Source organism: Pseudomonas sp. p21 (assembly GCF_001642705.1).
In the GTDB taxonomy this organism is placed as follows: domain Bacteria; phylum Pseudomonadota; class Gammaproteobacteria; order Pseudomonadales; family Pseudomonadaceae; genus Aquipseudomonas.
Map to the genome: position 1 here is coordinate 165,821 of NZ_LWBV01000007.1, position 13,540 is coordinate 179,360.

Below are 13,540 nucleotides of genomic sequence, written 5' to 3' on the forward strand. Positions count from 1 at the left end.
CCCCCGTTTCAACGACTCCTTTGGTTGGCTCCTCCCCCAACCGTTTGCCCCGCAGGCCTTGGTTTGCGGGGCTTTTTTATGTTTTTTTGGTTTTTTTTGGGGGGGTTGGGGGTGTTCGCCACGACATCATCGTTGTCGTCGAGATCGAGCGCCGCGCGGGCGGCGCTCGATCTGTGCCCCACCTCAAAACCCGAGCCAGACACCTGGCAGCCTTCACTCGGTTGCATTTACCCCCCAGCTAGCCCAAGCTCTGCCCTTCCCGCCGCCACGGACCGTCCGATGCCCAGACGCCACCGCTACCTGATCGCCCTGCTGCTGTTGATCCTGGTATCGGCCCTGTTCGGCTACCTGTGGCGCGACGCCCCACCAGCCCCGCCGAACTTGCCGGCACACAGCTACGCCAAGGCCCTGCGCCAGGCCCACGACGGCCAGCCCGGTGCCGCCCGGGTGCTGTACCAGCAGTTGCAACGCACCGACTTGCCCGCCATCCGCCGCGCGGCGCTGTACGCCGAGTTGCCCAACTACCCCTCGCCGCAGGCATTGAAACTCGCCCGTCAGGACCTGGAGCATGCCGACCCGCTGGTGCGCCGAGCGGCCATTGCCGGTATCCGTCGCCTGCTACCGGCGGCGCAGCGCAGCCTGGTACTCGGCCCGCTGCTGGACGACGACGAGCAAAGCGTACGCTTTGCCGCGGTAGATGCCCTGCTCGGCCTTGCCCCCGATGACATCGGCCTGTATTTCGGCCCGCTGCAGGTAGCCTTGGAGCAATACCAGCAGGCCCTGGAGCAACAACCCGAGGAGGCCGATGCCCAAGTGCACCTGGCGCGCCTGTACCTGCACGAAAACGACTACACCCAGGCCGCCAACGCCCTGCAACGAGCGCTGGCAGTCGCCCCTGGCAACCTCGACGCATTGGCTACCCAGGTACGCCTGCTGGAGCGCCAGGGCCATCACGACGCTTCGCGCCAGGTGCTGGGCAAAGCCTTGGCGCTGAGCCCCGATTCAGCCTTTCTGCAGTACGAACTGGGGCTCTGGCTGAACCGCCACGAACAGCGCGAGTACGCCTTGCTGGCCTTGTCCCGCGCCGTCGAACTGGACCCGGACAACACTGACTACCGCTATACACTGGCAGTCACCCTGCATGAGCTGGAACAACTCGACGCCGCGCAAAAGCAACTGGAAACCGTGCTCAGCCGCCAGCCGGCGAATCGCCGGGCACGGGTGTTGCTGATCCAGTACTGGAAGGAAACCGGCCAGTTGCAGAACGTGCAGGTGCTACTGGCCGAGCTGGAGCGGCAGAACCCGGACGATCCCGTGCTGCAACAGGGCCTGTAGGCAACGCCCGAAATTTTGTTGAACCCTGGGACTGCGCCCAGGGTCCAGTGGATATCGGACCACCCTGCAGGAGAGTCGTTTTGGCCAGTTCGTTGGCGCTGGACGAACGTGCGTTGATCCTGGCGCCCCCGCCTTTAGCCACGGATACTGCTCGCCTGCTCGCTGGCGCCGGCATCGACAGCCTGTGCGCGGTCGACCTGGCCAACCTGCAGGCCTGCCTGTCCGAAGGCGCAGGCCTGGCAATCATTGACGAGCAAGTGTTCAACCAGGGCCCAAGCGCATTGCTGCAGGCATTCATCGACCAGCAACCGAGCTGGTCGGACCTGCCCATCGTGCTGCTCAGCCAGGGCAAGCAAGCGACCATGGGCTCGACCAACCACCCGGTGGGCAACCTGGTACTGCTGGTCGCACCGTTCGAAAACGCCCAACTGCTGCACATGACCCAGTCAGCCCTGCGCAACCGGCGCCGGCAGTACCTGGCGCGCGACCAGTTGCTCGACCTGCAGCAACGCCTGGACGCCCAAGCCGCGCCTCCCGGCGAAGGCCACGAGCGCAGCGAGTTCGCCCGCCACCAGACACGCAAGATGGAAGCCATCGGCCAACTGGCCGGGGGGGTCGCCCATGACTTCAACAACCTGCTCACCAGCATTGGCGGCAGCTTTGAACTGATCGACCGGCGCCTGCGCCAGGGCCGCAGCGATGGCCTGGACACCATGCTGCGCATGGGCCGAGAGGCAGTGTCACGTGCCGCCCACCTGACCCACCGCCTGCTGGCCTTCTCTTCCCGGCAATCGCTGCACAGCCAGCAGGTCGATCTGCACGGCCTGCTTCAGGCAAAGCGCCTGAAGGCCTGCCTGAGCCCGGCCGTGACCCTGCAGGTGCACATCGCCAAGGGCCTGTGGTCCGTCGAAACCGATGCCCAGCAGTTGCAGGAAGCCCTCGACAACGTGCTGCTCAATGCCTGCGAAGCCATGCCCAGCGGCGGCCATCTGCGCATCGAGGCGAGTAACCAGCATATCGGCACCGGGCAATTTGCTGGCGGCTCCCTGTGCGCCGGTGACTATGTGCGCCTGCGCATCATCGATGACGGCCAAGGCATGGCGCAAAGCACGCTGGAGCATGCCTTCGAGCCGTTCTTCAGCACCAAGGCGATCGGCCAGGGTATCGGCCTGGGCCTGTCGATGGTTTACGGCTTCAGCAAGCAGTCCCACGGCCATGTCACCTTGCACAGCCAGATCGGCCAAGGTACCCGGGTGGACCTGTACCTTCCACGCCATTCCGGCAAGGCCCAGGCGCCGGGCAAAGCCGTGCAACCCACGCAACCCATGGAAGGTAGCCGGGGCCATCACGTGCTGGTGGTCGAGGACGACCCGCATGTCCGCCAATTGCTGTGCCAGGCCCTGCGCGAGGATGGCTTCGCCTGCCACAGTGCCGCCAACGCCAACGAGGGCCTGAAGGTGCTGCGCTCGACACAACCGGTGGATTTGCTGGTTAGCGATGTCGGCTTGCCCGGCATCAATGGCCGCCAGTTGGCCGAAATTGCGCGCAGCCAGCGCCCACGCTTGCCGGTGCTGTTCATCACCGGCTACGCGGAAACGGCCATGGCCCGCGAGGGCTTCCTGGAGGCGGGCATGCACCTGATCTGCAAACCCTTCGAGCTGAAGCAACTGCAGGCGCAGGTGACGCAGATTCTGGGCAAGCCCTGAAACGCATTACGCCTCAAGCATGCGTAACGCCTGGTCGGCAAGGTCCGCCAGCGGGAACGGCTTGTTCATCAATGCCGTGCCCGGCTGTTCGAGCAACTGCGCTTCAATCGGCTGATCCGCGTAACCTGTGATGAACAGGATCTTCTGCTGCGGCAGTTGCATGCGCATGGCCTTGGCCACCTGGCGACCACTGAAACCACCCGGCAAGCCGATGTCGGTGATCACCAGGTCGAACGGGCCGCCATGGCGGAAGCGCTCCAGCGCACTGTTGGCATCGCCCACCTCAGTGACTTCGAAACCACGCTCGGTCAGGTACTCGCGCATGACCGCACGCAATCCGAGCTCGTCATCGACCAGCAACAACCGCTCGCCCTGGGCCAGTCGGTGCGAACGCTGCAACAGCTTGGGTTCCTCGGGTACCGGTTCATGGCACCTCGGGAACAGCATGCACACCTTGGTCCCCAGGTCTGGTGTCGACTCGATCCACACGTAGCCCCCAGATTGGCCGACAAAGCCATATACCATCGAAAGGCCAAGCCCTGACCCGCGCCCGACAGGTTTGGTGGTAAAGAACGGCTCAAAGGCCCTGGCAATGTCTAACGCCGACATGCCATGCCCATCATCCTCTACATGCAAGGCCACGTAATCGCCTGGCGGCAGGCCGCTCTCATCTGGAAAACACGCCGTCAGCCGCCTGTTGACGCTATGGAGTGTGACAGTACCACGCTCCAGGCATGCCTCACGGGCATTGGTACACAGGTTGATCAAGGCATTTTCAAGCTGTGATACGTCCAGGCTCACTGCCCACGGCGTAACATCCAGCTGCCAGTCCAGGCGCATCTCGGCACCTAGCGTCCTCAGCAGCAGTGGTTCGATCAACCTCAGTTGACGGTTGAGGTCCAACGGTTTGGGGGCCAATGGTTGATAGCGGGAAAACGCCAGCAAGCGATGGGTCAGCTCCATGGCACGCTGCACCGAGTCACGCGCCACCTCGACATAGGCCTCTACCCGCTCCAGTCGTCCTTCCTGCAGGCGCCGTTGCAGCAATTCGAGGCTGCCACCGATCCCGGACAGCAAGTTGTTCATTTCATGGCCCATGCCCCCGGCCAACTGGCCAACCACCTCCAGGCGTTCGTTGTTGCGCATCAGGGCTTCGGACTGACGAGCGGCCTCTTCACGGTCCTCGGTGATATCCCGGCCAACCGCAGTCAGCAGGCTGCCATCGAAGCGCGCGCTCCAACGAAACCAATGGTAATGACCATCGCGATGACGCAGGCGGGTCTCCAGCTGCTCGGTGTTGCTGTACTGCAGGAACCCGGACACGGCCACCTGTACTTCGGCGCGATCCGCCGGATGCACCAGCTCCAGTACCGGGACGTCCCGTACCTGCTCTTCGGCCCAACCCAGAATGCGGTACCAGGCGGGGTTGGCGGCATGCACCTTCAACTCGGGAGTAACCGTCATCATCGCATCACGCGACAACTGCCAGAACTGCTCGCGCTCTGCTACGTGCTGCTCGATCTGTCGCTCGAAGCCTCGCGCCTGCTCGCGCCAATGGCGGTACGCCTCAATGCTCGCGGTGGTCTCGATCACCGTGTGCAGAAACCCCGCCACGCTGCCCAGTTCATCACGAATCGGCGCATAACCGAATGCACACCACAACGGTTCCATGCCTTCGCCACAGGCAATCCGCAGTGGTGGGTCCTCGACAAAACTCGAGTGCCCTTCAAGCGCCTTGAACACCCAAGGCCCCATCGCCGGCCATACATCGCTCCACAGTGCATCGAAGGCCAGGCCCAATGCATCCAGGGCAACCGGCCGCAACGCCCGGTAGGCATAGTTGTGGATCACGCTAAGGTCCGGCCCCCAGACCACGGCACACGGGAACGGTGACAAGTGCATCATGTCGACGACAATGCGCAACGAGGCCGGCCAGCGCGGCAATGGCCCGAGCGATGTGCGCCCCCAGTCGAAGCGTGCAATCCGCTCGGCCATCATGTCCGGCGTCAACACAGGCGGTTGCAGGATGACCTGCGGTGCAGGCTCGCGCGGCGTACCGTTTGCGACCACTATCGTGACTCCAGCAGGGTTCAGGAAAGCGCACGGGCGCCCCCGTGGATGCCGTTCACGTTAGCACAACACACGCCACGCAATAATGGCGTACTCGCACCTGACAGCTATGCTCATTAGGTTTTCCCTCGGGCCAGGGAGCAACGGCCCATTCAGGTTGCCGACGGGAGCGTGGTCATGAGCAAGAAAATGCTGGTGGTGCTGACCAATACAGCCAAGTATCCGACCCTCAAACGGGCGACCGGGTTGTGGCTGGGGGAAGCCGTGCACTTTGTCGAAAAAGTCGAAAATGCCGGCTACACGGTCGATTATGTCAGCCCGCAAGGCGGCTACGTACCCGTCGACCCGCACAGCCTGCAAATGGCCCCCGACCTGGACTGGCAGTGGTATGACGACAAACGCTTCATGAGCCGCCTGGGCAACACCTTGAGCCCTGGCCAGGTGAAAGCCGAAGAATACAGCGTCATCTACTACACCGGCGGGCACGGGGTAATGTATGACTTTGCCGACAATCAGCCGCTGCAGGAGCTGGCACGCCGGGTCTACGAGAGCAAGGGCATTGTCGCTGCGGTCTGCCATGGTGTTGTCGGCCTGCTGAACATCAAGCTCAGCGACAACAGCCTGTTGCTGAAGGACCGTCAGGTGACCGGTTTCTCCAATACCGAGGAAAAGCTGGTCGAACTGGACAAGGTGGTCCCCTTCCTGACGGAAAACGAGCTGGGCGCCCGCGGCGGTAACTACAACAAGCATGATGACCCGTGGCAGCCGTATGTGGTTGCCGATGGTCGGCTGATCACCGGGCAGAACCCTGCCTCCACAGAATTGCTGGCCGAGAAAGTGCTCGCAAAACTCAAGGGCCGTTAGCGGCCTACGCCGGGCTTCCGGATTTCCCATAACGCGCACTGCACCCGGCCTACAGCCGGCCGGTCATTGAATACATAGGCTCAGGGTTCAACTGTTCACCACGAACAGTTTCGGACCGGAGAGCAATTGGCCTATGTCGAAAATCATGCACGCCGGGCGCAGCTTGCTGGAACTGCTGCTGCTCATCGCCTTGGGCCTGGTGCCCGTGGTTTCAGGGTTGCTGGTAATGGTATTCCAGCTGGAAACGAAACTCGCGGAAAACGCGAACATTTCGGTCCAGGAGGCAGTTTTCAGTGTCGATCAGGCGCTGGACCGCATGCACGAGACCGCTCTTCAGGCCCTGCCCTTTGCGGGCAAACCGTGCAACGACGTCATCGGCAAGTTGCAGGACCAGGTGGCCGGCCGCTCCATGGTGCGTTCGCTGTCCCTGGTCAAGGGCAACCAGGCCTACTGCAGCACCACTTCGGATTCACTGGCTGACTTGTCGGCCCTTGCCCTGTCCGGCCGCCAGGTCGAACTGGCTTACGGGGCAGGGGCAGCGACCAACAAATTGCTGGTCAACTTTTACCTGGGTGGCAATGACAACGGTGTCATAGTGACCGCCTATGCCATGCAACTGCGCAACGAACTGGACGCTTTCCAGGACGGCTTGACGCTGCTGCTGGAGTTTGGCGACCGGTACATCTGGAGCCACGGAGACAGCCGCGACAGGCAACGTCCCTCTCAGTCCGAGTTCACTGCAAACGCGCATTCGGTCAAATATGGATATGAGGTCAAGGGTGGCTACGCCCAAGGCTATACCGCCCGGGAAGCCCGCCAGTCGATGCTGCAAATCCTGCCTTCGCTGATGTTGGTGGGGATCGTGACGGGCTCGATTGTCTACCTGACCCTGTTCAGGGCGCGGGTCGGCCGGCGTGGTACCGCCGCCAACCATGCATGACGGCGGCGGTACTCCAAAGGGGATCAGTCGGTGCTCAGCACACCACGGCGCACCTGGTCGCGCTCGATGGATTCGAACAGGGCCTTGAAGTTGCCCTCGCCAAAGCCGTCATCACCCTTGCGCTGGATGAACTCGAAGAACACCGGGCCCAGCAGAGTCTCGGAGAAGATCTGCAGCAGCAGGCGCTTGTCGTCAGGCTGCGAGGCACCATCGAGCAGGATGCCACGTGCTTTCAGCTGGTCTACCGGCTCGCCGTGACCTGGCAGGCGCTCTTCGAGCATTTCGTAGTAGGTTTGCGGCGGTGCAGTCATGAAGCGCATGCCGAAGCCCTTGAGGGCGTCCCAGGTCTTGAGCAGGTCATCGGTCAGGAAGGCCACGTGCTGGATGCCTTCGCCGTTGAACTGCATCAGGAACTCTTCGATCTGCCCGGAGCCCTTGGACGACTCTTCGTTCAGCGGGATGCGGATCATGCCATCCGGTGCGGTCATGGCGCGCGAAGTCAGGCCGGTATACTCACCCTTGATGTCGAAGTAGCGGATTTCGCGGAAGTTGAACAGCTTCTCGTAGAAGCCGGCCCAGTACGACATGCGCCCGCGATAAACGTTGTGGGTGAGGTGGTCGATGATCTTTAGGCCGGCACCCACCGGGTTGCGGTCGACTCCTTCGATGAACTTGAAGTCGATATCGTAGATCGAGCTGCCCTCTTCGAAACGGTCGATCAGGTACAGCGGCGCACCGCCGATCCCCTTGATCGCCGGCAGGCGAAGCTCCATCGGGCCGGTTTCGATTTCCACCGGCTGGGCGCCCAGCTCCAGGGCACGAGCATAGGCCTCATGGGCGTTGCGCACGCGGAACGCCATGCCGCATACCGACGGGCCGTGTTCGGCGGCGAAGTACGAGGCAATGCTCTTGGGTTCGTTGTTCAGAATCAGGTTGATGTCACCCTGGCGATACAGGTGCACATCCTTGGAACGGTGGGTAGCCACCTTGGTGAAGCCCAGCATCTGGAATACCGGCTCGAGTACGCCAGGTGTCGGCGAAGCCAGTTCGATGAATTCAAAGCCCATCAGGCCCATTGGATTGTCGAAAATATCAGCCATGTTCGTGTCCTCATCTGCAGCGAAAAATTATTGATTGCGTGGGATGTGGAACGGAAACGGTGGTGAGCACGGGATACCCCGTACGCTGCGGGCGAGGAAGTCACCTATGATCAGCTTGAACCCATGGTATGTCATATGGACCCATTCTCGGCGGGCTTGATCCTTCGGCATTGAAGGACCTTATTGTTGTATTCGTAAATCGATTCTACATTGCGTAAAATGGTTTGTCGCGTTTTAGTTGCTCGCGAGTTCCGACAAGCGGCTATCCTCTCGTAATCCTTCCTACAGACCAGATCAGCATGCCCCTTACCGTCAAACGCCGCGCCGGCCTCGGCTGGCGCACCCTGCTACCCTGGGTCGTCGGCGTGCTGCCGGTGGCATGCGGCCTGGCCGTGATGAACTGGCAGATCGAACGCGAAATGCAGGCCAGCAGCCAGGCCACCACCCGTCAGGTGATGGAGCATGTCGAGCGCATCCTCGACAACCTGTCCAGCGCTGCCAATGCCCTGCTGCCGCTTGCCGGCAGCCCGTGCGACCAGGCCCAGCTCACGCTGCGCGCCCAGGTCACGCGCAACGCCTTCGTGCGCTCGACCAACCTGTTCCGTAACAACAACCTCTATTGTTCCTCGTTGTTCGGCGCCTTCGACGAAACAGTCAGACCCGGCGACTACACCGACGGCAAGCTGTGGCTGATGGACGGCAACTCGGTCACCCCGAGCCACCCGCTGCTGGTGTACCGGATCAGTGACGGCGACCGCGGCGCAATCAGCACGGTGGATGGTGACCACCTGCTGACGGCGCTGCGCCTGATCGGCCCCGATGAAGACCTGCAGATTCGCGTAGGCGATGCCTGGCTGGGCAAGGATGGCATCGTGCACAAGGGCGTGCCACCCACCGCAGCCAACGCAAATGTGCTGCTGAGCTCGACGCGTTACCCGTTCAGCGTGCACGGCGGCTATGGCGCCGACAAGCAGGGCCAGCTGTGGCGCAGCCACTACCCCGCCCTGTTCGGCTTGCTGCTGGTACTGGGCTCGGTAGCCGCCCTGGTGTGCCGCTGGCAGGTTCGTCGCGCCACCTCGCCGCGCGCCGAACTGCAACGGGCCCTGGAGGCTGACGAGTTCCTGCCCTACTTCCAGCCGGTGGTGCGCAAGGGCGATTACCGCTGGGCCGGCGCCGAAGTGCTGATGCGCTGGAACCACCCGCGCGAGGGCCTGGTACGGCCCGACCTGTTCATCCCCTACGCCGAACACAGCGGGCAGATCGTCGCCATGACCCGTGCGCTGATGATGCACACCGCGCAGAACCTGGCGCCCTATGCCGGGCTGCTGGAGGACGGCTTCCATATCGGCATCAACATCACCGCCGACCACTGTCGCGACTTCAGCCTGCTGGACGACTGCCGCACCTTCCTCCAGCACTTCCCGCCAGGCAGGGTGGTGCTGACCCTGGAGCTGACCGAGCGCAAGCTGATCGAGGCCACGCCGGTGGCCCTGGAACTGTTCGAGAAGCTGGATGCCATGGGCGTGAAGATCGCACTCGACGACTTCGGCACTGGCCAGTCAAGCCTCAACTACCTGCGCCAGTTCAAGGTCGACTACCTGAAGATCGACCAGAGCTTCGTCGCCATGATCGGTGGTGACGCGCTGTCGGTGCATATCCTCGAGACCATCATCGAGCTATCGGCCAAGCTAGGCCTGGGCATCGTTGCCGAAGGCGTGGAAACCGAAGCCCAACGCGACTACCTGGCCCAGCACGAGGTGGACTTCCAGCAGGGCTACCTGTTCGCAAGGCCCATGCCGGCCGACCAGTTCCTCGAAGCGCTGGCCGCACGCCCGGCTGCATCGCGGTTGCCGCAAGCCGCGCCCCCTGAGATCATGCGCGGCTGATCCACCCGCTCAATTCCCTATTCGAGGCATTCGTGTCAAAAGGCATTCTTTCGTCGGTCATGGCGTCCTGTCTGTTCGCCGTGATGTATTTCTATACCTCTCTGCTCACACCACTCGATGGCGAAGAGATCTTTGGCTGGCGTACCCTGTTGACGCTGCCCTGCCTGACCCTGTTCATGCTTGTCTCGAAAGACTGGAAACGGGTGGGCGAACTGCTCGCCCGGGTAAAACGCACACCGCTGCTGTTGCTGGGTATGGTCGGCACGTCGTGGCTGATGGGCGTGCAGCTGTGGTTGTTCCTCTGGGCTCCCCTGCACGGGCGCAGCCTGGAAGTGTCGATGGGCTATTTCCTGCTGCCGCTGGCCATGGTCCTGACCGGGCGGCTGGTTTATGGCGAGCGCCTGTCACGCCTGCAGAAGGTCGCCGTGACCTGCGCCGCGCTGGGCGTGGGCCACGAGCTGTACCAGCATGGCAGTTTCGCCTGGGAAACCCTGGTGGTGACGATCGGTTACCCGATCTACTTCGTGTTGCGCAAGCGCTGCCGCACCGAGCACCTGGGTGGCCTGTGGTGCGACATGTGCCTGCTGTTGCCCTGGGCGTTGTACTTCGTGATCCAAGGCCCGCTTTCTCCTGCCGATCTGCAGGCACACCCCGGGCTGTATGCGTTGATCCCGATCCTCGGGGCAATCAGCGCATCGGCCCTGATCGCCTACGTGCTGGCCAGCCGCTTGCTGCCGTTCAGCCTGTTCGGCCTGCTCAGCTACGTCGAACCGGTGCTGCTGGTGGGCGTGGCGCTGCTGCTGGGTGAAACCATCGGCCCGGACCAGTGGCTAACCTACCTGCCGATCTGGGCCGCAGTGCTGGTGCTGGTGATCGAGGGATTCAAACACCTGCTGCGTCAACGTCGCCGTTCGGTATAAGCCGAACCTGGCGCACCCGCCGCTCCTCAACCGCTTCCACGGTTAGCGTCCAGCCATTCCAGGCCAGGCGGTCACCGACCATCGGCAGGCGGTCGAGCAGGCTCATTACCAGGCCCGCGAGGGTCTGGTAGTCCTCGGTGGCGCGGGCGCTGAAGCCGGTACGCGCCTGTACCTGGCTAAGGTTCAACGCACCGCTGACCACAAAGCCTTCACCTTCCTGGACAATGCCCGGGCCTTCGACCTCGCTGGCATCGGGCAGCTCGCCGGCAATCGACTCGAGGATATCGGTCATGGTCAGCAGGCCGGTGAAGTCACCGAACTCGTTGACTACGAAGGCGATGTGCGTCGACTGGCTACGCATCTGTTCCAGGGCGTTGAGGATGCTGAAGCTCTCAAGCAGGTTCAGCGGTACCCGGGCCATGCCTTCCAGATCGGGCTGGCTGCCCGACAGCAGTTCCTTGAACAGCTCCTTCTTGTGCACGAAGCCCAGTGGCTCGTCCACGCGGCCATCGCGAATCAGCGGCAGGCGCGAGTACGGCGAGTTGGCCAAGGCCTGGACAATGATGTCGGCCGGCTGCGCCAGGTCGATCATATCGACCTCGGCGCGGGCGGTCATCACCGTGCGGATGGGGCGCTCGGCCAGGTTCAGCACACCACTGATCATCACCCGTTCGCGACGGTCGAACAGCACCTGCTCCTCACCGCCTTCGACCAGGTCGGCGATTTCCTCGCCCACCTCGTCAGCCTCGACCCGGCGGCCACCCAGCAGGCGCAGCACGGCATGCGCGGTGCGCTCACGCAGCGGTCGGTGCTGCTGCAGGCTGCGCTTGCGGCGGGCACGGGCCAGCTGGTTGAACAGCTCGATCAGGATCGAGAAGCCGATGGCCGCATACAGGTAACCTTTGGGGATATGGAAGCCTAGGCCTTCGGCGGTCAGGCTGAAGCCGATCATCATCAGGAAGCCCAGGCACAGCATGATCACCGTGGGGTGGGCGTTGACGAAGCGGGTCAGCGGCTTGCTGGCAACGATCATGATGCCGATCGAGAAGATCACCGCGATCATCATCACCGACAACTGCTCGACCATGCCCACCGCGGTGATCACCGCGTCCAGCGAGAACACCGCATCGAGCACCACGATCTGCGCCACGATCGGCCAGAACGCAGCGTGGCGCACCGCACCGCTGGCCTGGGTCACGTGGCCTTCCAGGCGTTCATGCAGCTCCATGGTGGCCTTGAACAGCAGGAAAACGCCACCGAACAGCATGATCAGGTCACGGCCCGAGAAGCTCTTGTCGAACACCTCGAACAACGGCGCGGTCAGGGTGACCATCCACGAGATACTGGCCAACAGGCCAAGGCGCATGATCAACGCCAGGCTCAGGCCAATGACCCGCGCGCGGTCGCGCTGGTGCGGCGGCAGCTTGTCGGCGAGGATGGCGATGAACACCAGGTTGTCGATACCCAGCACCAGCTCGAGGACGATAAGCGTCAACAGGCCCAGCCAGGCCGTGGGGTCGGCTAGCCATTCCATTAGCGAGTACTCACGAGGGCAGCGTCACGTGGACGGGAGAAGGAAGGCCGTAAAGGCCGGGGACTGGGGGGCTCCGCGAAGGTGCTCATATAGACCTTGATAGCAAATTGGGGAAATGATCCTACAAGCGCTGCAGCGTTCTCTGATAGCACAAAACTATTACAAAACCTGTAACAACATCTCCGGAGCCACGCTCTCATAGAACTGCACATAACTCATTGAATTAGCGGGGACCCTGTGGGAGCGGCTTTAGCCGCGAACACCGGCGCAGCCGGTGCCATGCACCGCGTTGGATTCTTCGCGGCTAAAGCCGCTCCCACAGAGTACGAGGATCGCTTGCGAATTCAGTTATCTGTGCGACAGCGCTGCCCAAAGGGCTGGGCAATCTCCCACAGGGAAATGCATTGGTCCGGAGTGGGTACTTTTCTTCAATACCACAGGCTGCCGATACCCGAGCATGGAGGCCCCCCTCAACCACACGGATCACCCTCATGAGCCTGTCCCTGTCCATGGCCGCTTTCGCACTGGCGGCCTCGATCTCCCCCGGCCCGGTCAACATCGTCGCGCTGGGCAGCGGTGCCCGCCATGGCCTGCGTGCCAGCCTGGCGCATGTGGCCGGTGCCACGCTGGGCTTCTGCCTGCTGCTGGTGCTGGTCGGGCTTGGCCTGCATCAACTGCTGCTGCGCTGGCCTTTGCTGGGCCTGCTGTTGCACTGGGGCGGCGTGGCGTTCCTGCTGTACATGGCATGGAAGCTGGCCAGCGACGACGGGCAGCTCGGCAGCGCACATCCCACCCAGGCCCCTTCGGCCTGGCACGGCGCGGCGATGCAATGGCTCAACCCCAAGGCATGGCTGGCAGCGGTGGCCGGGGTGGGTGCCTACACCGGCGGTGAGCAGCAGTTGCTGTGGCTGTTTACCTGGATCTACGGGCCGATCTGCTTCATTTCGGTGGCCAGCTGGGCGTGGGCCGGAAGCGTGGTTCGTCAGTACCTGGGCAACCCACGGCACATGCGCCTGCTGAATCGGGGCTTGGCGGCCTTGCTGGTGGGCAGCGCGGTTTACCTGGTCATTTAAGGCTGGCTGCACACCGGCCTGTCGCTGGCAAGCCAGCCCCCCCGGCCGCGCTGCCCTCAAGACCTGTGCAGTACCTGTGGAAGCTGGCTTGCCGGCGATAGGGCCATGACGG

Annotated in this window: 10 protein-coding genes; 7 read left to right on the forward strand and 3 right to left on the reverse strand. The window is 62.9% G+C overall.

Annotation, left to right across the window (positions count from 1 at the left end):
- Positions 1–279: 279 nt before the first annotated feature.
- On the forward strand, positions 280–1,335 hold the full coding sequence (locus tag A4C63_RS19985; protein ID WP_063914225.1) for a HEAT repeat domain-containing protein: 1,056 nt from the start codon (positions 280–282) through the stop codon (positions 1,333–1,335).
- 80 nt (positions 1,336–1,415) lie between these two features.
- On the forward strand, positions 1,416–3,041 hold the full coding sequence (locus A4C63_RS19990; protein WP_063914226.1) for a response regulator: 1,626 nt from the start codon (positions 1,416–1,418) through the stop codon (positions 3,039–3,041).
- Between the two features lie 6 nt (positions 3,042–3,047).
- Here A4C63_RS19990 and A4C63_RS19995 read toward each other — a convergent pair whose 3' ends face one another.
- Positions 3,048–5,111: a PAS domain-containing sensor histidine kinase gene (locus A4C63_RS19995; RefSeq protein ID WP_063914227.1), complete on the reverse strand. Its 2,064-nt coding sequence runs from the start codon at positions 5,109–5,111 to the stop codon at positions 3,048–3,050.
- A 177-nt stretch (positions 5,112–5,288) separates the two neighbouring features.
- Between A4C63_RS19995 and A4C63_RS20000 the strand changes: the two genes are divergently transcribed.
- Both A4C63_RS20000 and A4C63_RS20005 read left to right on the forward strand, forming a co-directional pair.
- Positions 5,289–5,975 carry a type 1 glutamine amidotransferase domain-containing protein gene (locus A4C63_RS20000; protein ID WP_063914228.1) on the forward strand — a complete coding sequence of 229 codons (687 nt, stop codon included), beginning with the start codon at positions 5,289–5,291 and terminating at the stop codon, positions 5,973–5,975.
- A gap of 133 nt (positions 5,976–6,108) precedes the next feature.
- Complete coding sequence (locus A4C63_RS20005; protein ID WP_063914229.1) at positions 6,109–6,915, forward strand: CSS-motif domain-containing protein; 807 nt, start codon at positions 6,109–6,111, stop codon at positions 6,913–6,915.
- A 23-nt stretch (positions 6,916–6,938) separates the two neighbouring features.
- On the opposite strand, the gene hppD is transcribed toward A4C63_RS20005, so the two are convergent.
- The gene (hppD, locus tag A4C63_RS20010; RefSeq protein ID WP_025339331.1) at positions 6,939–8,015 is read right to left on the reverse strand and encodes a 4-hydroxyphenylpyruvate dioxygenase; all 1,077 of its coding nucleotides are present in this window, start codon (positions 8,013–8,015) and stop codon (positions 6,939–6,941) included.
- 299 nt (positions 8,016–8,314) lie between these two features.
- On the opposite strand from hppD, the gene A4C63_RS20015 reads away from it, so the two are divergent.
- Together A4C63_RS20015 and rarD are read left to right on the forward strand one after the other, a co-directional pair.
- Positions 8,315–9,901, forward strand: a complete 1,587-nt coding sequence (locus tag A4C63_RS20015; RefSeq protein WP_063914230.1) for an EAL domain-containing protein — start codon at positions 8,315–8,317, stop codon at positions 9,899–9,901.
- 32 nt (positions 9,902–9,933) lie between these two features.
- A complete protein-coding gene (rarD, locus tag A4C63_RS20020; RefSeq protein WP_063914231.1) occupies positions 9,934–10,821 on the forward strand; it encodes an EamA family transporter RarD in 888 nt (295 codons plus the stop codon).
- Here rarD and A4C63_RS20025 read toward each other — a convergent pair.
- Positions 10,784–12,355 (reverse strand): TerC family protein, encoded by a 1,572-nt coding sequence (locus A4C63_RS20025; protein ID WP_063914232.1) that lies wholly within the window; start codon positions 12,353–12,355, stop codon positions 10,784–10,786. The genes rarD and A4C63_RS20025 overlap by 38 nt on opposite strands.
- A gap of 491 nt (positions 12,356–12,846) precedes the next feature.
- On the opposite strand from A4C63_RS20025, the gene A4C63_RS20030 reads away from it, so the two are divergent.
- Positions 12,847–13,428 carry a LysE family translocator gene (locus A4C63_RS20030; RefSeq protein WP_063914233.1) on the forward strand — a complete coding sequence of 194 codons (582 nt, stop codon included), beginning with the start codon at positions 12,847–12,849 and terminating at the stop codon, positions 13,426–13,428.
- The last annotated feature ends 112 nt before the right edge of the window (positions 13,429–13,540 follow it).

Coding starts and splice junctions, on each gene's coding strand:
- A4C63_RS20030 (WP_063914233.1), top strand. CDS start 12,847: ATGAGCCTGTCCCTGTCCATGGCCGCTTTCGCACTGGCGGCCTCGATC.
- hppD (WP_025339331.1), bottom strand. CDS start 8,015: ATGGCTGATATTTTCGACAATCCAATGGGCCTGATGGGCTTTGAATTC.
- A4C63_RS19985 (WP_063914225.1), top strand. CDS start 280: ATGCCCAGACGCCACCGCTACCTGATCGCCCTGCTGCTGTTGATCCTG.
- A4C63_RS20005 (WP_063914229.1), top strand. CDS start 6,109: ATGTCGAAAATCATGCACGCCGGGCGCAGCTTGCTGGAACTGCTGCTG.
- A4C63_RS20025 (WP_063914232.1), bottom strand. CDS start 12,355: ATGGAATGGCTAGCCGACCCCACGGCCTGGCTGGGCCTGTTGACGCTT.
- A4C63_RS20015 (WP_063914230.1), top strand. CDS start 8,315: ATGCCCCTTACCGTCAAACGCCGCGCCGGCCTCGGCTGGCGCACCCTG.
- A4C63_RS20000 (WP_063914228.1), top strand. CDS start 5,289: ATGAGCAAGAAAATGCTGGTGGTGCTGACCAATACAGCCAAGTATCCG.